Source organism: Massilia haematophila, from assembly GCF_042647645.1.
Taxonomy (GTDB): Bacteria; Pseudomonadota; Gammaproteobacteria; order Burkholderiales; family Burkholderiaceae_D; genus Telluria; species Telluria haematophila.
This window is the reverse complement of record NZ_JBHRVV010000001.1, coordinates 1988762-2011600: the sequence shown is the minus strand read 5'-3', so window position 1 is coordinate 2011600 and position 22839 is coordinate 1988762. Positions and strand designations below refer to the sequence as shown.

Genomic DNA, 22839 nt, shown 5'->3' with positions numbered 1-22839 from the left:
CCCAGTAATCGGTTCAGATGTGCAACTTATCCTGCTAGCCCACCCGCTTGTACCACCCCAGGTGCCCGAAGATCGGCAGATAATCCGCCGTGTGCGCATCGCTCGCAACGAGTTCGCGGTCGATCCCCAGCACCCCGAAGCGCGCCAGGCTGTCGTGGAACAGGCGCAGCACGCGCTGGCGCAGCACCGGGCCGAAGTCGGCCAGGGCGCGGCAGCAGACGATGGCCTGGAATTCGTTGAACGAGGCGTCCGTCACCAGGTTGTATTGCGCCCAGGTGATGCGCGCGCGCAGGCGCGGCAGCAGGCGCGCGCGTCCGTCGCGCACCTCGAAGTAGTCGCCCAGTTGCCCGCTGCCGCCGCTGCGCGCGTAGTTGTCCTGCAGCCCGGGCAGCTCGGCGGCGTCGATGGATGCCTCGCGCACCTCGGCCAGCAGTTCGTCGTTGGCCAGGGTCGCGAAGATCTCGGTGCGCGCCAGCAAACCTTCCTCGGCCAGCAGGATCGCCAGCGACCAGGCTTCGCCCACGCCCGCGCACTCGGCCAGCCATACCTTGGGCACGGCCGCCGGGCGCAGGCTGGCGCTGAGGGCGATGCGCGCCTGGTTGGCGCGCTCGGGACTGGCGAACAGCGCGGCCGGGGCCACCGCCAGCGCGCGCAGCAGGTGCGAGGCCGCGCCCGGCTCGTGCAGCACGCGTTCCTGCAGCGCCGATACCGTGTTCAGCGCGCGGTCCCGCAGCACGCCGAGCACCTTGCGCCGCAACAGGTGGCGGTCGTAGTCGCGGAAATCGTGGCCGTGGCGCTGAAGTAAAGCTTCCAGCAACAGGTCGATCTCCAGGTCTTCCACCGCCGGGTCGGTGGCGCAAGCCGTCCCGAGGCCCGCGAACGCGTTCAATGCAGCCACACCCGCATCAGCGACAGCAGCTGCGCCACGTCGACCGGCTTGGTGATGTAGTCGGAGGCGCCGGCGGCGATGCACTTGTCGCGGTCACCCTTCATCGCCTTCGCGGTGAGGGTAATGATCGGCAGCGACTTGAACTTCGGGATGCGGCGGATCGCGCGCATCGTGTCGTAGCCGTCCATCTCCGGCATCATGATGTCCATCAGGACGATCTCGATGCTCGGGTCCTTCTCCAGCACCTCGATGCCGTCGCGGCCGTTCTCGGCGAACAGCACCTGCATCTGCTGGCGTTCCAGCAGCGAGGACAGGGCGAAGATGTTGCGCAAATCGTCGTCGACGATCAGCACCTTGCGCCCGGCCAGCCCGCTGTCGGTGGCGTGGATCTCTTCCAGCATCTTGCGCTGCAGCTCGGGCAGCGAGGCGTGCGAGCGGTGCAGGAACAGCGCGGTCTCGTCCAGCAGGCGCTCGGGCGAGCGCGCGTCCTTGATGACGATGGTCTTCGCATACTTCTTGAGCTTGGTGACTTCCTTGCGCGACAGTTCCTGGGCCGTGTAGATGACGATCGGCAGGTCGCGCAGCCCGGGCTTCTTGCCGATTTCGTCGAGCAGGTCGAAGCCGGAGATGTCCGGCAGCGTCAGGTCGAGCACCATGCAGTCGAAGTGGGCGCCGTCCAGCGCTTCCAGGGCGGCCTTGCCGTCGCCCGCGGTGACGATGTGCAGGTCGGCGTCGCCGATCAGCGAGACGATGGCGTCGCGCTGGGCCGGGTCGTCCTCGACCACCAGCAGCGAACGCTTGCCGCCCATCAGGAACTTCTGGATGCGCGTGAATTCCTCCTGCAGCGCCTCGCGTCCGACCGGCTTGTGCAGGTAGGAGATTGCACCCTGGCGCAGCGCGCGCTCGCGTTCGCGCAGCGCCGACACCACGTGTACCGGGATGTGGCGGGTGCTCGGGTCGCGCTTGAGGCGGTCGAGCACCGTGAAGCCGTCGATGTCGGGCAGGTCGATGTCGAGCAGGATCGCCGACGGCAGGTAGTCGCGCGCCAGCGACAGCGCCGAGTCGCCGCGGTGGGTGACGATGCCCTTGAAGTACTTCTCGCGGGCGAATTCCAGCACCGCCTTGGCGAAGCGGTCGTCGTCCTCGACGATCAGCACCGACGGGTCGCCCGGGCCGATCAGGCCGCGGTCGTCCAGCATCGAGGCGTATTCGACCAGGCCGCCGGAGGAGGGCGCCGGCACTTCGATGGTGGCGACGGCGCCGCTGTCGTCGCTGCCAGCGGCGATCGCCACCGGCGGTGCCGGCGGCGTGGCCTTGGGCGGCGCCAGGCGCGCCGGCTGCGGCTGGCGGGTCTGTTCGTAGTTGATGAAGCCGGCGCGGTTGTACGGCAGGTACAGGGTGAAGGTCGAGCCGGCGTTGACGATCGATTCGACGCGGATTTCGCCGCCCAGCAGGCGCGCCAGTTCGCGCGAGATCGACAGGCCCAGGCCCGTGCCGCCGTACTTGCGGGCGGTCGAGCCGTCGGCCTGCTGGAAGGCCTCGAAGATCAGCTGCAGCTTGTCCTGCGGGATGCCGACGCCGGTGTCGCTGACCGAGAAGGCCAGCACCGCGTCCGCGTGCAGCAGGTGCGGGTGGTCCTGCGTCCAGCCGCTCGTGACCAGGCTGATGTTCAGCGATACCTGGCCGTGGCTGGTGAACTTGAAGGCATTCGACAGCAGGTTCTTCAACACCTGCTGCAGGCGCGTCGTGTCGGTCATCACCGCGGTCGGCAGGTTGTCGGCCAGCTCGACCTTGAAGCCCAGGTGCTTGGCCTCGGCCATGTGGCGGAAGGTGCGGTCGACGTAGTTGCGCAGGTTCGAGAAGCGGTATTCCGAGACGTCCAGGGTGACCGTGCCCGACTCGATCTTCGACAGGTCGAGAATGTCGTTAATCAGGGTCAGCAGGTCGGAACCCGAGCCGTGGATGGTCTTCGCGAATTCGACCTGCTTGCCCGACAGGTTGCCTTCCGGGTTGTCGGAGAGCTGCTGGGCCAGGATCAGGAGCGAATTGAGCGGCGTCCTCAGTTCGTGCGACATATTCGCCAGGAACTCGGACTTGTACTTCGAGGACAACGCCAACTGGGTCGCCTTTTCTTCCAGCGCCAGCTTGGCCTGTTCCACCTCGCGGTTCTTGCGCTCCACCTCGATGTTCTGCTCGGACAGCAGGCGCGCCTTTTCCGCCAGTTCCTGGTTGGTCTGCTGCAGTTCCTGGGCCAACGACTGCGACTGGGTCAGCAGCGATTCGGTACGGCTGTTCGCCTCGATCGTGTTCAGGACCACGCCGATCGATTCCATCAGCTGGTCGAGGAAGGACAGGTGGGTCTCGGTGAAGCGGTCGAGCGAGGCGATCTCGATGACCGCCTTGACCTGCTGTTCGAACAGGATCGGCAGCACGACGATGTTGTTCGGCGGCGCCGAGCCCAGGCCCGAGGACACCACGATGTAGTCGCGCGGCACGTCGGTCAGCCAGATGCGGGTCTTCTCGACCGCGCACTGGCCCACCAGGCCTTCGCCCGGCAGGAAGGAGGTCGGCAGCTTGCGGCTGGAACGGTAGCCGTAGGACGCGATCATGCGCAGGCGCGGTTCGAGCTCCTGCGAATCCATCATGTAGAACACGCCGTGGTGGGCCGACACCAGCGGCGCCAGTTCCGACAGGATCAGCTTGGTCACCGCCTGCAGGTCGCGCTGGCCCTGCAGCAGTCGCGTGAAGCGCGCCAGGTTGGTCTTCAGCCAGTCCTGCTGCGCGTTCTTCTGCGTGGTTTCCTTCAGGTTGCGGATCATCTCGTTGATGTTGTCCTTCAGGTAGGACACCTCGCCGCGCGCCTCCACCTGGATCGAACGCGAGAGGTCGCCGCGGGTCACCGCCGTCGCCACCTCGCCGATCGCGCGCATCTGGTTGGTCAGGTTTGCCGCCAGCTGGTTGACGTTCTCGGTCAAGTCCTTCCAGGTGCCCGCCACGCCGGACACGTTGGCCTGGCCGCCGAGCTTGCCTTCGGTACCGACTTCACGCGCCACGCGCGTCACCTCGGATGCGAAGGAGGACAGCTGGTCCACCATGACGTTGATGGTGTCTTTCAGTTCCAGGATCTCGCCCTTCACGTCCACGGTGATCTTCTTGGACAGGTCGCCGCGCGCCACCGCGGTCGTCACCGCCGCGATGTTACGCACCTGGCCCGTCAGGTTCGAGGCCATGAAGTTCACGTTGTCGGTCAAGTCCTTCCAGGTGCCGCCCACGCCAGGAACATATGCCTGGCCACCGAGCTTGCCTTCGGTGCCGACCTCGCGCGCAACGCGGGTCACTTCGGATGCGAACGAGGACAGCTGGTCCACCATGACGTTGATCGTGTTCTTCAGTTCGAGGATCTCGCCCTTCACGTCCACCGTGATCTTCTTGGACAGGTCGCCGTTTGCCACCGCGGTCGTCACTTCCGCGATGTTACGCACCTGGCCGGTCAGGTTACCCGCCATCGAGTTCACGCCGTCGGTCAGGTCCTTCCAGGTGCCGGCCACGCCGGGCACGTTCGCCTGGCCGCCGAGGCGGCCTTCGGTACCGACCTCGCGCGCCACGCGGGTCACCTCGGAGGCGAAGGAGTTCAGCTGGTCGACCATGACGTTGATGGTGTTCTTCAGCTCGAGAATCTCGCCCTTCACGTCCACGGTAATTTTCTTGGACAAGTCGCCGTTCGCCACCGCGGTCGTCACGTCCGCGATGTTACGCACCTGGCCGGTCAGGTTACCCGCCATCGAGTTCACCGAGTCGGTCAAGTCCTTCCAGGTGCCGGCCACGCCCTTCACCTGCGCCTGGCCGCCGAGTTTACCTTCGGTGCCGACCTCGCGCGCCACCCGGGTCACCTCGGAGGCGAAGGAGGACAGCTGGTCGACCATGACGTTGATCGTGTTCTTCAGTTCGAGAATCTCGCCCTTGACGTCCACCGTGATCTTCTTGGACAGGTCGCCGTTTGCCACCGCGGTCGTCACCGCCGCGATGTTACGCACCTGGCCGGTCAGGTTCGATGCCATGAAGTTCACGTTGTCGGTCAAGTCCTTCCAGGTGCCGCCGACGCCGGGCACGTAGGCCTGGCCGCCGAGTTTACCTTCGGTGCCGACCTCGCGCGCCACGCGCGTCACCTCCGAAGCGAAGGAGCGCAGCTGGTCCACCATGACGTTGATGGTGTCCTTCAGCTGCAGGATTTCGCCGCGCACGTCCACCGTGATCTTTTTCGACAGGTCGCCGTTCGCCACGGCGGTCGTCACTTCCGCGATGTTACGCACCTGCGAGGTCAGGTTGCCCGCCATTGAGTTCACCGAGTCGGTCAGGTCCTTCCAGGTGCCGGCCACGCCCTTCACCTGCGCCTGGCCGCCCAGTTTACCTTCGGTACCGACCTCGCGCGCCACGCGCGTCACTTCCGAGGAGAAGGAGGAGAGCTGTTCCACCATCGTGTTCGCGGTCTGCGCCGCGCGCAGGTACTGGCCCTTCAGCGGGTGCCCGTCGACTTCGAGCGCCATGGTCTGCGACAGGTCGCCCTTTGCCACTGCGCCGATGACGCGCGCCATTTCGGTGGTCGGGCGCACCAGGTCGTCGATCAGGGTGTTGACCGAACTGATGATGGTGCTCCAGCCGCCGACCACGCCCGGCACGTCGGCGCGCTGGGTCAAGTGGCCCTCGCGGCCGACCACGCGCGACACCTTGGTTACGGTCTCGACCATCTTCTGCTTGGTCTCGATGATGTCGTTGAGCGTGTCGGCGATCTTGCCCGATACGCCAGTCCAATCGGAAGGCATGCGTACCGAGAAGTCACCCTTTTTCAGGGCCATCAGGGTGGCCAGCAGGAGTTTGACGTCCAGCTGTTCAGCCATGTCGGTCATTGTGTTCATCGACGGTCGTTCCTCGTTTTGGGTGGGTATGGTGCGGTGTTGTGGTTCAGGCCGGTCCTGGTGAAAGTCGTGGACGAGCGCTTTGGAAAGTGTTACACAGAAACTATGGAAAGATACTCTTGTGCGAAATCAAGTCAACCCCTGGATCCCTTGATACTTGCACAATTGAAATAAATATTGGACAAGCGCGCGGAGGTTAGCGTAAATAGATTTTCCCGGTCGCACGGTTGATGTGACCAAACAATGTTCGTTGCGCAACTGCGACATCGAATATGCCTGTACAACACGCTGAAGCTTGTTAAAATTGCCAGTATGCATGCTTTCGTGGCTGCTTTGCACTAGCATATACAAGTCATCACTGAGAAAGAAGCGAGCACTATGGTCGAGACTGCACAACTGGTGCAGCTGATGGAGACGCAGGACCCTGGCGGCTGGAGCCAGATCCTCTTCGGGCTGGCGCGCCAGCTCGGCTTCGATCAGGTGCTGTATGGCATGGTCGGCTCGCGCCATGCCCAATTCGAACGCGCATTCTTGCGCAGTAATTATTCGTCCGCGTGGCGCGAGCGCTACGATGCCTCGCGCCTGGCTTATGTCGACCCGACGGTGGGACATTGCCTGAGCAGTACCTTGCCGATCGTCTGGGAGCCGGCCGTCTTCGACGGGCCGGAGGGCAGCGCGCTCTACGAGGAGGCCTGCGTCTACGGCATCCGCACCGGCGTGACGCTGCCGGTGCATGGGCCCAACGGGGAGTTCGGGGTGCTCAGTTTCGCTTCGGATGCGCCGGCCGGCAGGGAATTTTCGCGGCATATCGCGCAGGTGATGCCGGCCCTGAGCCTGGTGCGCGATTATGCGTTCGCGTCCGCGATCCGCTTCCTGGGCGGCGGTGCCAATACCGCTAGCGGAGATACCGTGCCGCGCCTGACCCGGCGCGAGCTCGAAGTGCTCAACTGGGTCATGGCGGGCAAGTCGTCCTGGGAGATTTCAAAGATTACGAATTGCTCCGAGGCGACCGTAAACTTTCACCTGGCCAACGTGCGCCAGAAATTCAACGTCAATACCCGGCAGCAGGCGGTGGTGAAGGCGATCGCGCTCGGACTGATCAGCCCTGAAGATCGCCATCGTTGAGCTTGCCGTTGACGTAGAGCTTCAGCAGGATCGCGACCGGTGCCGGAATCGCCAGCCCGGTCTCGAAACGGCTGCCGCTCGACTGGGTCACGCCGAAACGGCCCCAGAATTTTTCCTGGCTCTCGCGCTTGCTGATGCGGAACTGTCGCAGGTCCACGTGCGCGGCGCGCGGCGGTTGCGGCAGCGCGGCCGGGATTGCGGCCGGCATGGCGCCCGGTTGCATGGTCGGGCGGGCAAGCATGGATTCGCAGACGAAATCGTTCGGCATGGTGCGGTCTCCTCGTTGTTCAGTAGCAAAGCTTTAGTATTCCACCGTCGTTTCCCCCAGCCCACCTAGCAGTCCTGCTAGTTCCGTTTCTGCCCGGATTGCATGACGCTTTATGCGCTTCGCATATTTTTTCATCAAAGACATAGGGAGAACGAAAATGGCACTGCAGATCAATATCGCAGCACGGCGCGAATTCAAGTCCCGCGATTTGTGGGAAATGCATACCCTCCGCGCAAAGGTGTTCCAGGGCCGCCTGGGCTGGGAAGTGCCGGTCCTGTCGGGCATGGAAATCGACGGCTACGACGCGCTCGAGCCGCACTACATGATGATGCGCGAGCCCGGCGGCGGCGTCCTGCGCGGCTGCTGGCGCCTGCTCCCGACCGAAGGGCCCTACATGCTCAAGGACTCGTTCTCCCAGCTGCTGCACGGCCAGCCGGCACCCTGTCACGAGCGCATCTGGGAACTGTCGCGCTTCGCCATCGAAACCGGCGGCAGCGGCCACTTCGGCTTCTCGGAAATCACGATGGAGTCGATCGCGGCGATCATCCGCTACGGCCACGAGCAGGGTATCGAACGCTACGTCACGGTGACCACCACCGCGATCGAGCGCCTGCTGCGCCGCGCCGGCGTGGTCACCGAGCGCCTCGGTCCGCCGCTGGTGATCGGGGTCGAGACCGCGGTCGCGCTGTACGTCGACATCGAGCCGACCTGCCGGGTGCTGTTCGATACGCGGCTGGCGAGCTGAGGTAGCCGACGTGACTGCGGCGTCAACGTAGGGTGGGCACTCCGTGCCCACGCATGACGCACGGTCCCGCAGTTCGCGGCGGAGAAGTGTCGCCCGCAAAGCATGCGACGGACAGTGCGTCGGCTACGTTCGGCGTTTCGAGCGACACCTCGCGGTCAACGCAAGAAGGATGCGTACGTAGCGCGTGGGCACGGCGTGCCCACCCTACGTCACTTCAGCTGTTTGAGCAGGAAGGTATAGGTCAGCGCCCACATGCGCGCGGTCTGGGCATTGTTGGCGGCGCCGGCATGGCCGCCCTCGGTGTTTTCCCAGTACAGCACGTCGTGGCCCTGGTCCTGCATCAAGGCCGCCATCTTGCGCGCGTGGCCCGGGTGCACGCGGTCGTCGCGGGTCGAGGTGGTGAACAGCACGCGCGGGTAATGCTTGTCCTTGAACACGTTGTGGTAGGGCGAGTACTTGCCGATGAATTCCCACTGCTTCGGGTCGTCCGGGTCGCCGTACTCGCCCATCCAGGACGCGCCCGCCAGCAGCTGGTGGTAGCGGCGCATGTCGAGCAGGGGCACCTGGCAGACCACGGCGTTGAACAGGTCCGGCCGCTGGGTCAGCGCGGCGCCGACCAGCAGGCCGCCGTTGCTGCCGCCCATGATGCCGAGGTGGCGCGGGCTGGTCACCTTGCGCTTGATGAGGTCCTGGGCCACGGCGATGAAGTCGTCGTAGGCCTTCTGGCGATTGCCCTTCAGGGCGGCCTGGTGCCAGCGCGGCCCGAATTCGCCGCCGCCGCGGATGTTCGCCAGCACATACACGCCGCCCTGGTCGAGCCAGGCGTTGCCGATCATGCCGCTGTAGGAGGGCTTGAGCGAGACCTCGAAGCCGCCGTAGGCGTACAGGACGGTCGGATTCTTGCCGTCGAGTCTGGCCTTGCGTGCCATGACCACGAAATACGGCACCATGGTGCCGTCCTTCGAACGCGCTTCGAACTGCTCGACCTTGTAGGGGCTGGCGTCGAAGTAGGCCGGCATGGCTTTCAGGCGCTCGCGCGCGTCAACCCCGACCTGTCCCAGGTAGAGCGTGCTCGGATGCAGGAAGTCGGTCACGGTCAGGAAGTACTGGTCGGACTCGATGTCGTCGAGCGCCGACACGGCGAGCGTGCCGATGGAGGGCGCGGCGACCTCGCGCCGCTGCCAGGCCTTGCCGTCGCGGCGCAATTCGACCACGCGGTTCTTGACCTTGTCGAGGACGGTGAGCAGCAGGGCGTTCCTGGTGACCGTCACGCCGTCGAGCGAGGTGGTGGGGCCCGGCGTGAACAGCGACTCGAAGTTGCGCTCGCCGCGCAGGAAGCCGGCGAAGTCGATCGCCAGCAGGCTGCCCTGGGGCCAGCTGCGGCCATCCACGGCCCAGTCAGAGCGCAGTTCGACCAGCAGCTGGTCGCGCACGGCGTAGGCGTTGGCATCCAGCGGCTTGTCGATCTTCGCCAGCTTGCCGCCGTCGCGCAGGAACAGTTCGCCCGTGTAGAAGTCGATCTGGCGCGACACGAATTCGCGCTCGAAGCCGGGCGTCGCATCCTTCCAGGCCGAGGCCGACAGATCGGTGGCCTGGGCTTCGAACACGGTGCGCGCGTTCGCCAGCGGCTCGCCGCGCTTCCATTCCTTGACGATGCGCGGGTAGCCCGAGCTCGTCATCGAACCGGCGCCGAAGTCGGTGGCCACGAACAGCGTGTCGCGGTCGATCCAGCCGATGCTGCTCTTTGCTTCGGGCAGGGCGAAGCCCCCGGCCACGAAGGCGCGCTCCTCCAGGTCGAATTCGCGCACCACGCGGGCGTCGCCGCCGCCGCGCGAGAGCGACACCAGGCAGCGCGTGCCGCGCGGCTCCAGGCAGGACACGCCGGCCCAGACCCAGTTCTCGTGCTCGTCGCGCGCCAGCTGGTCGAGGTCGATCACGGTTTCCCAGGCTGGCGCCTCCTTGCGGTATTCGGCCAGGGTGGTGCGGCGCCAGATGCCGCGCACGTGATGGGCGTCGCGCCAGAAGTTGTACAGGTAGTCGCCGTGCTTGCCGGCGTAGGGGATGCGGTCCTTGGCGTCGAGGATGGTCTGCAGGCGCGCGCGCAGGGCTTCGTGGGCGGCGCCGCCCAGTTCGCGCTCGGTGACGTCGTTGTGCGCGCGCACCCAGGAGAGCGGCCTGTCGCCGCCGACGTCTTCGAGCCAGCCATGCGGGTCGGGCGCCGCGCCCTGCGCCTGTGCCGATGCGGCGCCGAGCGCCGCCAGTCCGAGTGCCACTTTCGCTACCATTTTTCGCATCTGGGTGTATGTACTGTTGAGCGCCGCACGGCGCGCCGATCGCGTATATTACCAATTATTCAAGCGGCCCCATCCTGTACGATACCGGCGATGACTCTCTCTATCACCCGCAGCATCGGCGCGGCTTTCGGCATGCGCGGCACGCGCGGCACCACGCGCCTGGTGCTGTGGGGCGCCGGCGTCTGGTTCGCGCTGCTGGTCGGCGCGCTGCTGCACATGGTCGCCAGCCGCAGTGCCGAGGAAGAGGCGCGCCGCCGCTTCGAATACAACGCCCGCGCCGCCCAGGAGCGCCTGGCCACCGCGATCCAGTCGTATTCGGAGGTCACGCGCGCCCTCGTCGCCCTGTTCTCGTCCAGCCCCACGCCGGTGACGCGGCTGCAGTTCAACCGCTACGTGGCGCTGCTCGATTTGCGCGCCACCTACCCGGCGATCGATGCCGTCTCGTACTCGCAGGAAGTGCCCGACAGCGCGCGCGAGGCTTTCGTGGCCGCGGTGCGCGCCGACCGCAGCCTCGATCCGCTCGGCTATCCCGGCTTCGACATCGGCCCGCCGGGGCGGCGCCCGAGCTACAACGTGCTGACCTACATCGAGCCGCCCGAGAAGCTGGCCGAGAAGTTCGGGTTCGACATCACCGCCAATGCGGCGGTGGCGGCCGCGATGGCGCAGGCGCGCGATACCGGCACCATCAGCGCCTCGGGCAGTCCGATCATGGTCTCGACACCGGTGCCGCACATGGCGCTGGGCATGCGCGCGCCCGTCTACCGCGGCGCGGCCGTGCCGCAGGACGTCGAAAGCCGGCGCGCCGCCTATGTCGGCGCGGTCGGCATCGCGTTCTCGGTGCCGGAGCTGGTCGAGCGCGCCCTCGCCAGGCAGCAGGGGCCGGAGCTGGCCCTGAGCCTGTTCGCCGCCGCCAAGGGCGCGCCGCCGACCCTGACCCTGCTCGCAAGCGACCGCCTGCTGTACGGCGACGCGTCCGTGCGCACGGCGCCGCCCGGCGAGGACTACTTCGCCGAGGTGCTGCCGGTCGACTTCAGCGGCGCGCTCTGGAAGGCCCATTTCAGCGCACGCAAGCGCGACCTGTATTCTTCCTTCGACCGCTGGCTGCCGCTGCTGGCGCTGGCGGTCGGCTTCGTCGGCGCGCTGCTGGTGTACAGCCTGTTCCTGTCGCTGTACTGGTCGCGCCGCGGCGCCATCGAGCAGCGCGTGCTGCTCGACTCGGTGCTCGACAACGTCGACGCCTACGTCTACATGAAGGACCGCGACCGCCGCTACCGCTACGTCAACGCCAAGATGGCGCAGGCGCTGGGCCTGCCGGCCGAGCGCGTCGTCGGCCGCCTGGACCGCGAGGTGATGCCGCTGGCCCAGGCCGACAGGAGCTGGGAGCGCCAGCGCATCGTGTTCGACGGCACCCGCCACGCCAGCCAGATCGAGGTGGTGCTGGCCGACGGCAGCGAGCGCCAGCTGTGGGAAGTGAAGGTGCCGGTGCGCCTGGACGGCGACGTCAGCGGGGTGCTGTGCGTGGCCACCGACGTCACCGAACTGCACCAGCTCAAGGCCCAGGCCGATGCCGCCAACCAGGCCAAGAGCGACTTCCTGTCGAACATGAGCCACGAGATCCGCACCCCGATGAACAGCATCATCGGCATGACTCACCTGGCCCTGAAGACGGCGCTCGAGCCCAGGCAGCGCGACTACCTGGAGAAGATCTGGCACTCGGGCCAGCACCTGCTGGGCATCATCGACCACATCCTCGATTTCTCGAAGATCGAGGCCGGCCGGATGGAGCTGGAAGTCCTCGATTTCCAGCTCGAGGCCCTGATGCGCAACATCGAGACCCAACTGGGCGAAGCCGCCGCCGCCAAGGGCTTGCGGCTGGTATTCGACATCGATCCCGAGCTGGCCCGGCCGCTGCGCGGCGACCCGCTGCGCCTGGAGCAGGTGCTGCTCAACTTTACCGGCAACGCCATCAAGTTCTCCGAGCGCGGCGACATCGCGATCCGGGCTAGAGCGGTGCGCGCCTACGGCCACGAGACGGTGGTGCGCTTCGAGGTCCAGGACCGCGGCATCGGCATCGCGCCCGAGCAGCTGGGGCGGCTGTTCACCTCCTTCCACCAGGCCGACCCCTCGACCACGCGGCGCTACGGCGGCACCGGACTGGGACTGGTGATCAGCAAGCAGCTGGCCGAGCTGATGGGCGGCGAGGTCGGGGTCGAGAGCACGCCGGGCCAGGGCAGCACCTTCTGGTTCACGGCGCGCCTCGGGCGCAGCGACGGCGGGCGCGAGCCGGCCGGGGGCGCGCCAAGGCGCGGCGCGGCGCCGGCGCCGTCCATGCAGGCCAGCGCGGTGCGCCTGGACGGCCGCGCCATCCTGCTGGTCGAAGACAATGTGTTCAGCCAGCAGGTCGGGCGCGAACTGCTCGAGCAGGCGGGGGCCAGCGTGACGGTGGCGGACAACGGCAGCGAAGCCCTCGACGCGCTGCGCCGCCAGGCCTTCGACTGCGTGCTGATGGACGTGCAGATGCCGGTGATGGACGGCTTCGAGGCCACGCGCCGGATCCGCGCCGACGCGCGGTTGCGCGACACCGTGGTGATCGCGATGACGGCCAACGCCGGCGTCGAGGACCAGGCGCGCTGCATGGCGGCCGGTATGAACGCCTTCCTGACCAAGCCGGTCGCGCCCGAGCACCTGGCCGCGACGATCCTGCGCGCGATCCGGCGCGGCCCCGCCGTGCAAGGCCCCGCCGTGCAAGTCCCCCCTGAGCGCGATCATGCCGGGCAGCAGGGCGGGCGCCCGCCTGCGGCGGCGGACTTGCCGGGCGGCGCGCCCGCATCGCCGGCCGCCGCCGAGACGCCGGCGCCGGCGCCGCTGCTCGATACCGGCGCGCTGGCCGCCACCTTCGGCGACAACCCCGAGAAGATGCGTAAATACGCCTTCATGTTCCTCGACAGCGCGCGCGCCGGGCTGGCCGAGCTCGACATCGCCCTGGTGTCGGGCGACCTGGCGCGCGCCGGCGCGGTGGCGCACCGCATGAAGTCCTCGGCGCGCGCGGTCGGCGCCTTCAGCTTCGGCGAGGTTTGCGAGGAGATCGAGCAACAGCAGCGGCGCGGCGCGCTGGCCCAGGCGCGCGCGCTGGGCGCACGGCTGCGCAGCCTGTTTGCGCGGCTGGAGCGCCAGGTGGGGACTGAACTTGGCGCCCGCGCCACGGACACCAAGTAAGCGGCCCGACCGCCTTCCTCCGCCGCTCCAAAAAGAGTATGCTGTGGCGCCTGACGCCCAACCATACTGCTATCTCTCCACCGATGTCCTCCACCATTACGCCCGGCCTGCTGATCCTGCACGGCAACCAGATGGAAATGCTGCGCGAAGCCGTCTTCGACTGGCTGCGCAATCACCCGCTCGGGCCCCTGGAGCAGGAGACCATCCTGGTGCAGTCGAACGGCTTCGCCGAGTGGCTGAAGATCGCGCTGGCGCAGGATCTGGGGGTGTGCGCCGCCACCCGCGTGGCGCTGCCGGCGCGCTTCCTGTGGGAAGCCTACCGCGCCATGCTCGGGCGCGAGCGGGTGCCGCCGCGTTCGCCCTTCGACAAGGACCCGCTGACCTGGCGCCTGATGCGCCTGCTGCCGGCGCTGTTGCAGGAACCGGTGTTCGCGCCGCTGACCCATTTCCTGGGCGACGGCTGCCCGGAGCGCCGCCTGCAGCTGGCCGAGCGCCTGGCCGACCTGTACGACCAGTACCAGGTCTACCGCGCCGACTGGCTGACCGACTGGGAGATCGGGCGCGACCAGCTGCGCCGCGCCGGCGGCGAACCGGTGCCGCTGGCGCCGGACCAGTGCTGGCAGGCGCGCCTGTGGCGCGCGATCCACGAGAGCATCCCGGCCATGCAGCGCGGCACCGGCCGCGCCGCCATCCACGAAGTGTTCGTCGCCAAGATCCTGTCCGGGGCGCCGCCCGTATCAACCCTGCCGCGCCGGGTGGTGCTGTTCGGGATGTCGGCCCTGCCTTACCAGACCCTGCAGGCGATCGCCGCGCTGTCGCGCCATACCCAGGTGCTGCTGGCGGTGCCGAACCCCTGCCAGTTCTACTGGGGCGACATCATCGAGGGCCGCGAACTGCTGAAGGCCGCGCACAAGCGCCAGCCGGAACGCGCCGGCGTCGACCTGGCGTCCTTGCCGATCGAGGAACTGCACGCGCACAGCCACCCGCTGCTGGCGAGCTGGGGTCGCCAGGGGCGCGATTTCGTGCGCATGCTCGACGAATTCGACAACGAGGAAGGGCGCCCCGAGACCGCCGGCGCCACCAAACTGCGCATCGACCTGTTCTCCGATGGCGAAGGAGCCAGTTTGCTGGAGCAGGTGCAGGCGGCGGTGCGCGACCTGCTGCCGCTGTCCGAACACCCGCGGGTGCCGCCGGCGCCGGATGACCGCTCGATCGAGTTCCACCTCACCCACAGCACCCAGCGCGAAGTCGAGGTGCTGCACGACCAGCTGCTGTCCTGGTTCGCCCGCGACCCGACGCTGCGCCCGCGCGACGTGGTGGTGATGGTGCCCGACATCGACACTTTCTCGGCGCCGATCCACGCGGTGTTCGACCAGCACCGCAGGAACGACCCGCGCCACATTCCCTTCGAAATCGGCGACACGCGCGACCGCAGCGTCAACCCGTTGCTGGTGGCGCTGGAGTGGCTGCTGCGCCTGCCGCAGCAGCGCTGCCGCCAGAGCGAGGTGCGCGACCTGCTCGACGTGCCGGCGGTCGCCGCGCGCTTCGGCATCTTCGAGGACGACCTGCCCACCCTCGGCCACTGGATCGAAGGCGCGGGCGTGCGCTGGGGCCTGGACCGCGAACACCGCGCCGGCCTGGGCCTGGGTGCCGCCGGCGAGCAGAACGCCTGGATCTTCGGCGTGCGGCGCATGCTGCTGGGCTATGCCAGCGGCGCCGGCCAGCGCTTCGGCGACATCGAACCGTATGCCGAAGTCGGCGGCCTGGACGCCGCGCTGGCCGGTTCGCTGGCCCAGCTGGTCGAATGCCTGCTCGAATGGCGGGCGCGCCTGGCGCAGCCGCGCACCCCAAGCGAATGGGGCGTGGAGGCCAGGGGGCTGCTGGCCGCCTTCTTCGATGGCCGCGACGAGAAAGACCGTCTGACCCTGTCGCAGCTGAACGAAGGCCTGCAATGCTGGCTGGAGATGGTGGAGGCGGGCGGCTTCGACGAGCCGGTGCCGCTGGCCGTGCTGCGCGAAGCCTGGCTGGGCCAGATCGACCAGCCGACCCTGAACCACCAGTTCGTCTCCGGCGGCGTCACGTTCTGCACCCTGATGCCGATGCGCGCCGTACCCTTCCGCGTGGTCTGCCTGCTCGGCATGAACGACGGCGACTTCCCGCGCCGCGCGCCCCAGGCCGATTTCGATTTGCTGGCGCTGCCGGGCATGCACCGCCCGGGCGACCGCTCGCGCCGCGACGACGACCGCTACCTGATGCTGGAAGCCCTGCTGGCCGCGCGCGACAAGCTCTACCTGAGCTGGGTCGGCCGCAACGTGCGCGACAACAGCGAGCAGCCGCCCTCGGTGCTGGTGGCCCAGCTGCGCGACTACCTGCGCGCCGGCTGGGACCTCGACCCGAAGGAAATCACGACCGAACACGCGCTGCAGCCCTTCAGCCGCCGCTATTTCGAGGAAGGCGGCCTGCTGACCTATGCGCGCGAGTGGCGCATGGCCCATGGCGCGCAGGAGGACGGAGCCGCGGCGTCCGTGGGCGATGGCGACGCGCTGCCGCCCTACGAGCTGGAGCCCGACTTCCGCCTGAAGCTGTCCGACCTGGCCAGCTTCCTGAAGCAGCCGGCGCGCTACTTCTTCCGGCGCCGCCTGGCCGTGATGTTCGGCGAGGCCGAGGTGGTCGGCGAGGACGAGGAACCGTTCGCGCTCGACGCCCTCGAGCGCTACTTCCTCGAAGACAGCCTGCTCGACGACGCCGGCACGCTGGAAGAGATCGGCGAAGTGCGCGCGACCCTGGATGCGCGCGCCGAGCGCCTGGCGCGCGAAGGCGTGCTGCCGATCGGCCTGGTCGGCCGCCAGTGGCAGCAGCAACTGGTAGACGGCCTGGTGCCGGTGCGCACCGCCTGGCTGAAGCTCGGCGCGCTCTTCCCGCAGGCCGCGCCCAAGCTGGCGGTCAGCCTGGAACTCGGCGGCCTGCAGCTGGACGACTGGATCGACCGCCTGCGCAGCAATGGCGAGCAGACCGCCTGGCTGATGCAGATCTCCTCGAAGGTGCTGGACAAGGCCAACAAGCCGCGCGGCGACAAGTTGATCGTGCCCTGGCTGCGCCAGCTGGCCGCCGGCGCCGCTGGAACCGAGGTCAGCGGCTACCTGGTCGCGCGCGACGCCGTGGTCACCATGGCGCCGCTGGACAGCGCGCAGGCGTACGACGAACTGGCGAACCTGGTGCGCCTGTGGCGCCGCAACCTGGACGCGCCGCTGCCGCTGGCCTGCAAGACCGCGCTGGCCCAATTGAACGAAGGCGACGCGCGCACCGTGTACGAAGGCGGTTTCGAGCTCTCGGGCGAAGTCGACGATCCCTGCCTTGCCCGGCTGTGGCCCGATTTTGCGGCCCTGAGCGCCAGCGGCGAATGGCCGGCGCTGGCCGAACGATTGTATGGCGGCCTGACCAACTGGCTCGAACAGCATGTCAAGGTGACCAAGCTCGATGGAGAACAAGCATGAGCCAGCTGCTCGACGCCCTCGCTTTCCCGCTGCACGGCTCGCGCCTGATCGAGGCCAGCGCCGGCACCGGCAAGACCTGGACCATCGCCGCGCTCTACCTGCGCCTGGTGCTGGCCCACGGCGGCGACGCCGCTTTTGCCCGGCCCCTGCTGCCGAACGAGATCCTGGTCATGACCTTCACGCGCGCCGCCACGCGCGAACTGTCGAACCGGGTGCGCGAGCGCCTGGTGCAGGCGGCCGCCTACTTCCGTGGCGAACTCGAGGTCGACGATCCCTACCTGGAACAGCTGGTGGACAGCTACGAAGGCGAATCCGAACGCCTGGTGGCCGCGCACCGCCTGGTGCTGGCCGCCGAGACCATGGACGAGGCGGCGATCTTCACCATCGACGCCTGGTGCCAGCGCATGCTGCGCGAGCACGCCTTCGACAGCGGCAGCCTGTTCGACGAGGAACTGGTCAGCGACGAGCGCGCGCTGTTCGAGGACGCCGCCCACGACTACTGGCGCCAGCACGTCTATCCCTTGAACAGCCAGGGGCTGGCGGCCGTGCTCGATACCTGGCGCGACGTCGACAGCCTGAAATCCGCAGTGCGCGACCTGGTGCAGCGCACCGCGGTGCTGGGCGCGCCCGATCCCGAGCCGCTGGCAAGCCTGGTGGCGCGCGTGCAGCGCGCCCAGCAGGGCGAGCTGGCGCGCCTGAAGGAAGGCTGGCTCGAGCGCACCGACGCGATGGAAGGCTGGATCGCCGGCCACCGCGAGGTGAACCCCAAATGCTTCAACGGCAACAAGATGCGCGCCGATTCGCTGGTCAAGTGGTTCGAGGCCCTGCGTGCCTGGGCCCGCGATCCTGTCCTGGTCCTGCCGGACAAGGAGCGCATGACCGACACCGCCTGGAAGCGCCTCACGCCGGACGGCATCGCGGACGCCTTCAGCAAGGACTTCAGCGCCGAGGTGCCGGACTGCTTCGACGCCACGGCCGCCCTGCGCGAAGCCTTGCAGGCGATCGATCCGCTGGCCCATGCGCTGCTGCGCCACGCCGCCGGCCACATCGCCGCGCGCATGGCGGAACTGAAGCAGCGCACCCGCCAGTTCGGCTTCGCCGACATGCTGGTGCGCCTGAAGGAGGCGCTCGAGGGGCCGAACGGCGAGGCCCTGCGCCGGCGCATCGTCACCCAATATCCGGTCGCGCTGATCGACGAATTCCAGGATACCTCGCCCGACCAGTACCGGATCTTCGACTTGCTGTACCGCGTGGCCGACAATGATCCCGGGCAGGGCCTCTTCCTGATCGGCGACCCGAAGCAGTCGATCTATGGCTTCCGTGGCGCCGACATCCACAGCTACCTGGCCGCGCGCCGCGCCACCGCCGGCCGCCACTACCAGCTCGGCACCAACTACCGCTCGACCTCCGCGCTGGTGGAAGCGGTGAATCGCCTGTTCCAGCACGCCGAGGGGCATGGCGACCACCCGGGCTATGCCGCCGGCGCCTTCCGCTTCCGTAAAGGCGAAGTGAATCCGCTGCCCTTCGAGGCGGTCAAGGCGGCCGGACGCAAGGCCCAGCTGGTCGGTGTCGACGGCCCCTACCAGGCGCTGGCCATGTGCGCGACCGGCGTCGAGGACATGAAGGTGGACGAATACCGCGAATTCTTCGCCCAGCACTGCGCCGAGCACATCGTCAAGCTGCTGAACGACGAGCGCGTGGGTTTCCAGGAGGAGGGACGCTTTACGCGCCTGATGCCGGCCGATATCGCGATCCTGGTGCGCGACCGGCGCGAGGCGGCGGCGATCCGCCACGCCCTGATGCGGCGGCGCGTGGCCAGCGTCTACCTGTCGGACAAGGATTCGGTGGTCGAGAGCGAGGAGGCGCACGACGTGCTGCGCTGGCTGCACGCGGTGGCGAACCCGCTCGACGGCCAGCTCGCGCGCGCGGCGCTGGCCACGCGCACGGCCGGCCTGCCGCTGGCGGAACTGGCCAGGCTGTCGAGTGACGAGACCGCCTGGGAAGAGCGCGTCGAGCAGCTCAAGGCGCTGCACGCATGCTGGCAGCGCCAGGGCGTGCTGGCCATGCTGCGCCGCTTCATCCACGAGCTGGGCCTGCCGGCGCGCCTGCTGCGCGAACCCGGCGGCGAGCGGCGCCTGACCAATCTGCTGCACCTGGCCGAGCTGCTGCAGGAAGCCTCCACCCAGCTCGACGGCGAGCAGGCGCTGATCCGCTGGTTTGCCGAACAGGTCGAGGGCCTGGGCGAGGGCGGCGACGAGCGCGTGCTGCGCCTGGAATCCGACGCCGAGCTGGTGAAGGTCATCACCGTGCACAAGTCGAAGGGCCTGGAATACCCGCTGGTCTACCTGCCGTTCGCCGTCACCGCGCGCAAGACCGACAAGCGCAACCGCACCTTCTTCGAATACGTCGACGAGGAGGGCGGGCGCAGGATCGACCTGGCCATGTCCGACGAGGCGCTGCAGGCCGTGGACCGCGCGCGCCTGGAGGAAGACCTGCGCCTGCTGTACGTGGCCCTGACCCGCGCGCGCCACTTCCTGTGGCTGGGCGTGGCGGCGATCGCGGCCGGCAGGAAGGGCGAGAACCGCCTGCACGAATCGGCGCTGGGCTATTTGCTCGGCGGCGGCAGCGCGGTTGCCGGCGACCGGCTGCACGAGCACCTGCAACGGCTGCGCGGCGACTGCGCCGACATCGCGCTGCACACGCTCGATCCGCTGGACGGCTGCACGGTGCTCGAGCGGGTCGAGACGCGCGCCCCGCTGGTCGAGCCGGCGCCCTTCGACGCCCAGTTCGAGCGCAACTGGTCGGTCGGTTCCTTCACCTCGATCACGCGCCATACCGTGGCGGCGGCCCCGCCGCAACGCGCGGCCGAGGAGACCCTGCTCGAGGAAGACGAGGTCGCGGTCGCCGCTCCGCGCGGCGAGGACGCGCCCTGGCACCGTTTCCCGCGCGGTTCGGTGCCCGGCAACTTCCTGCACGAGCAGCTCGAGTGGATCGGCCAGGAAGGTTTCGATAGCGTCGACGACCCGCATTTCGACGCGCGCCTGGCCCAGCGCATCGAGCGCGCCGGCTGGGGCAACCGCCTCGACGACGCGCTGGCCTGGCTGAAGACGATCGTCACCACGCGCCTGCCGCCGCTGGGAGCGAGCCTGTCGGAGATCGGGATCATGAGCGCCGCGCCCCTGCCCGAGATGGAATTCTGGTTCCCGAGCGAAGGCCTGGCCGTGGGCGAACTCGATCGCCTGTGCCGGCGCCGCCTGCTCGGCAATACGCCGCGCCCGACCCTGCCCGAGCGCGAACTGCACGGCATGCTCAAGGGCTTCGCCGACCTGGTGTTCGAGCACGAGGGACGCTACTGGGTGCTCGACTACAAGTCGAATGCCCTGGGCAACGGCGACGCCGCCTACACCCGGCGCGCGATGGAAGAGGGCATGGCCGGTCACCGCTACGACATCCAGGGCGCGATCTACATGCTGGCGCTGCACCGCCTCCTGAAGAGCCGCCTCGGCGAATCCTATGATCCGGCCGCACAGCTGGGCGGCGCGGTCTTCCTGTTCCTGCGCGGGATCGCCAACAGCGCGACCCATGGCTGCTGCCTGCTGGAGCCGGACCTGGTGCTGCTCGATGGCCTCGACCGCCTGCTGGCCAAGGAAAGTCTCGTATGAAGGAATCCGTGAAACACGAAGTCAAGCAAGAAGCCCGGATCGACGCCCTGTGGGCGGAAACCGCGCGCCTGACGGACAGCGGCGAGCTGCGCCGCCTGTCGGGCGCCTTTGCCCGTTTCGTCGCCTCGCTGGGCGCCACCTCGCCGGCGCTGCTGCTGGCGGCGACGGTCCTGTCCGAACTGGAAGGCCGCGGCCACAGCTGCCTGCAATTGTCCGACCTTGCCGGCGACCCGGCCGGGCTGCTCGGCTGGAGCCAGGAGCAGTGGAAGGGCCTGGCGGACACCGTCGCGCCGCTGCCGAGAACAAGCAAGGCCTGGGCCGCCCAGTTGGCCGCCTGCGAGCAGGTCTGGCGCGTGGGCGACCTCGACTACGGCGAGCCGCTGGTGTTCGACGGCGAGCGCCTCTACCTGCGCCGTTACTGGCGCGACGAAACCGTGGTCGCGGCCAGCATCCGCGCCCGCGCCGCCGCCACGCATCCGGTCGACGTGGCCAGGGTGCGCAGCTGGCTCGACCTGCTGTTCTTCTCGCAGCGCGCCAGCGAGAAACCCGACTGGCAGAAACTGGCCTGCGCCGTGGCCCTGCGCGGCTCGGTCGCGATCATCACCGGCGGCCCCGGCACCGGCAAGACCTATACCGTGGCGCGCCTGCTGGCGCTGCTGTTCGCCACCGCGCCGGACGCCGCGCGCCAGCGCATCGCCCTGGCCGCGCCGACCGGCAAGGCCGCCGCGCGCCTGAAGCAGTCGATCGACAAGGCGCTCACCGAACTGGCGGACCGCGTCGGCGATGCGCTGCCGCTGCGCCAGCTGACCGAGCGCATGGGCGCCGCGCGCACCCTGCACAGCCTGCTGGGCGCACGGCCCGACAGCCGCGCCTTTGCCCACCACGCCGGCAACCCGCTCGACGTCGACGTCCTGATCGTCGACGAAGCCTCGATGGTCCACCTCGAGATGATGGCCTGCCTGCTCGACGCGCTGCCGCCGGGCGCGACCCTGGTCCTGCTGGGCGACAAGGACCAATTGGCCTCGGTGGAGGCGGGCGCCGTCCTGGGCGACCTCTGCCACGACGCCCAGTCCGGCGGCTATAGCCGCGAGACGGCCGACTACGTGCGCATCGCCAGCGGCGAAGAGCTGCCCGGGGAATTCCTCGGCGGCGCCGGCCCGCTGGCCCAGCAGACCGTGATGCTGCGCCACAGCCGCCGCTTCGGCGGGCCGATCGGCCAGCTGGCGCTTGCCGTCAACGCCGGCGACGCCGCGCGCGCCGAGGCGGTGCTGCACGGCGGCGACGAAGCCGTACGCTGGATCGAGCACGCGCACCAGCACCAGGTGGTCAACCTGGCCCTGGAGGGCTACCAGCCCTACCTGGAGGTGCTGCGCGCGGGACCCGATGGCGCCGTCCACGAGGACTGGGTGCGCGCCGTGCTGCAGCACTTCGAAGCCTTCCGCATCCTGTGCGCGGTGCGCGAAGGCGAGTGGGGCGTGTCCGGCCTGAACACGGCGATCGAGGGGCGCCTGGAGGCGGCCGGCCTGCTGCGCCGCGGCGGCGAGTGGTACGTCGGCCGGCCGGTGATGGTGACCCGTAACGACTACGGCACCGGCGTGTTCAACGGCGACATCGGCCTGACCCTGGCCGATCCGGCGCGTCCCGGTTCGCTGCGGGTCTACTTCCTGGAAGGCGACAAGGTGCGCTCGGTGCTGGCCACGCGCCTGCGCAACGTCGAGACGGCGTATGCGATGACCGTGCATAAATCGCAAGGCTCGGAATTCCGCCACACGGTGCTGGTGCTGCCCGAGGACCGACACGGCATCCTGACGCGCGAGCTGGTCTATACGGGAATCACGCGCGCCAGTGCGGAATTCACGCTGGTGTCGCCGACGGGCGCGGTGCTGGCCGAGGCGGTGGAGCGAAGGACGCACCGGGCCAGTGGCTTGCGCAGCCTGATCGAGCGGTGAATAGGTAGCCTTTCTCGAGAAATGCCTGGCGAAGGTCTCATGCCGTTCAGCCGTAGGGTGGGCACGCCGTGCCCACGCGTTACGTGCGCATCCTTTCCGCGTAGGCTGCAACTTTGCGCCCGCTAACGTCAACCCCGGCCGGGTTCGCGTCCATAGCTAGTTCTACGGTCGATCAGTCCCTGCATGTGACTACCGGTAACGTGCGTAACGCGTGGGCACGGAGTGCCCACCCTACGGCTTCATCGATACGCCCAGCACACCGGTGCCGGATCGCCGCACATCGC

Annotated in this window: 10 protein-coding genes; 6 read left to right on the top strand and 4 right to left on the bottom strand. The window is 68.3% G+C overall.

The genetic code is table 11. The annotated features are described in order from the left end of the window. Window positions 1-34: 34 nt before the first annotated feature. Both ACFOPH_RS08940 and ACFOPH_RS08935 read right to left on the bottom strand, forming a co-directional pair. The gene (locus tag ACFOPH_RS08940) at window positions 35-898 is read right to left on the bottom strand and encodes a CheR family methyltransferase (RefSeq protein ID WP_379734839.1); all 864 of its coding nucleotides are present in this window, start codon (window positions 896-898) and stop codon (window positions 35-37) included. Further along, window positions 886-5802: a response regulator gene (locus ACFOPH_RS08935; protein ID WP_379734837.1), complete on the bottom strand. Its 4917-nt coding sequence runs from the start codon at window positions 5800-5802 to the stop codon at window positions 886-888. The genes ACFOPH_RS08940 and ACFOPH_RS08935 overlap by 13 nt, the downstream gene beginning before the upstream one ends. 378 nt (window positions 5803-6180) lie before the next feature. Between ACFOPH_RS08935 and ACFOPH_RS08930 the strand changes: the two genes are divergently transcribed. Continuing rightward, window positions 6181-6927, top strand: a complete 747-nt coding sequence (locus ACFOPH_RS08930; RefSeq protein WP_312551897.1) for a helix-turn-helix transcriptional regulator — start codon at window positions 6181-6183, stop codon at window positions 6925-6927. Here the strand turns inward: ACFOPH_RS08930 and ACFOPH_RS08925 are convergent. After that, complete coding sequence (locus ACFOPH_RS08925) at window positions 6902-7195, bottom strand: helix-turn-helix domain-containing protein (protein WP_312551898.1); 294 nt, start codon at window positions 7193-7195, stop codon at window positions 6902-6904. The genes ACFOPH_RS08930 and ACFOPH_RS08925 overlap by 26 nt on opposite strands. A 157-nt stretch (window positions 7196-7352) precedes the next feature. Between ACFOPH_RS08925 and ACFOPH_RS08920 the strand changes: the two genes are divergently transcribed. After that, the gene (locus tag ACFOPH_RS08920; RefSeq protein WP_312551899.1) at window positions 7353-7940 is read left to right on the top strand and encodes an acyl-homoserine-lactone synthase; all 588 of its coding nucleotides are present in this window, start codon (window positions 7353-7355) and stop codon (window positions 7938-7940) included. Between the two features lie 209 nt (window positions 7941-8149). Here the strand turns inward: ACFOPH_RS08920 and ACFOPH_RS08915 are convergent, their stop codons facing one another. Further along, complete coding sequence (locus ACFOPH_RS08915; RefSeq protein WP_379734835.1) at window positions 8150-10225, bottom strand: prolyl oligopeptidase family serine peptidase; 2076 nt, start codon at window positions 10223-10225, stop codon at window positions 8150-8152. Between the two features lie 99 nt (window positions 10226-10324). On the opposite strand from ACFOPH_RS08915, the gene ACFOPH_RS08910 reads away from it, so the two are divergent. The 4 genes from ACFOPH_RS08910 (at window position 10325) to recD (ending at window position 22555) form a co-directional block, all read left to right on the top strand. Further along, the gene (locus ACFOPH_RS08910) at window positions 10325-13450 is read left to right on the top strand and encodes a CHASE domain-containing protein (protein WP_379734833.1); all 3126 of its coding nucleotides are present in this window, start codon (window positions 10325-10327) and stop codon (window positions 13448-13450) included. Between the two features lie 83 nt (window positions 13451-13533). Then, complete coding sequence (gene recC / locus ACFOPH_RS08905; protein ID WP_379734831.1) at window positions 13534-16944, top strand: exodeoxyribonuclease V subunit gamma; 3411 nt, start codon at window positions 13534-13536, stop codon at window positions 16942-16944. Continuing rightward, window positions 16941-20606, top strand: coding sequence for an exodeoxyribonuclease V subunit beta (gene recB, locus ACFOPH_RS08900; protein WP_379734829.1), 3666 nt, complete (start codon window positions 16941-16943; stop codon window positions 20604-20606). Before recC ends, recB begins: the two co-directional genes overlap by 4 nt. A gap of 8 nt (window positions 20607-20614) precedes the next feature. Then, a complete protein-coding gene (gene recD / locus ACFOPH_RS08895; RefSeq protein ID WP_379734827.1) occupies window positions 20615-22555 on the top strand; it encodes an exodeoxyribonuclease V subunit alpha in 1941 nt (646 codons plus the stop codon). Window positions 22556-22839: the final 284 nt, after the last annotated feature.

Coding starts and splice junctions, on each gene's coding strand:
- ACFOPH_RS08925 (WP_312551898.1), bottom strand. CDS start 7,195: ATGCCGAACGATTTCGTCTGCGAATCCATGCTTGCCCGCCCGACCATG.
- ACFOPH_RS08915 (WP_379734835.1), bottom strand. CDS start 10,225: ATGGTAGCGAAAGTGGCACTCGGACTGGCGGCGCTCGGCGCCGCATCG.
- ACFOPH_RS08935 (WP_379734837.1), bottom strand. CDS start 5,802: ATGAACACAATGACCGACATGGCTGAACAGCTGGACGTCAAACTCCTG.
- ACFOPH_RS08910 (WP_379734833.1), top strand. CDS start 10,325: ATGACTCTCTCTATCACCCGCAGCATCGGCGCGGCTTTCGGCATGCGC.
- ACFOPH_RS08930 (WP_312551897.1), top strand. CDS start 6,181: ATGGTCGAGACTGCACAACTGGTGCAGCTGATGGAGACGCAGGACCCT.
- recB (WP_379734829.1), top strand. CDS start 16,941: ATGAGCCAGCTGCTCGACGCCCTCGCTTTCCCGCTGCACGGCTCGCGC.
- recC (WP_379734831.1), top strand. CDS start 13,534: ATGTCCTCCACCATTACGCCCGGCCTGCTGATCCTGCACGGCAACCAG.
- ACFOPH_RS08920 (WP_312551899.1), top strand. CDS start 7,353: ATGGCACTGCAGATCAATATCGCAGCACGGCGCGAATTCAAGTCCCGC.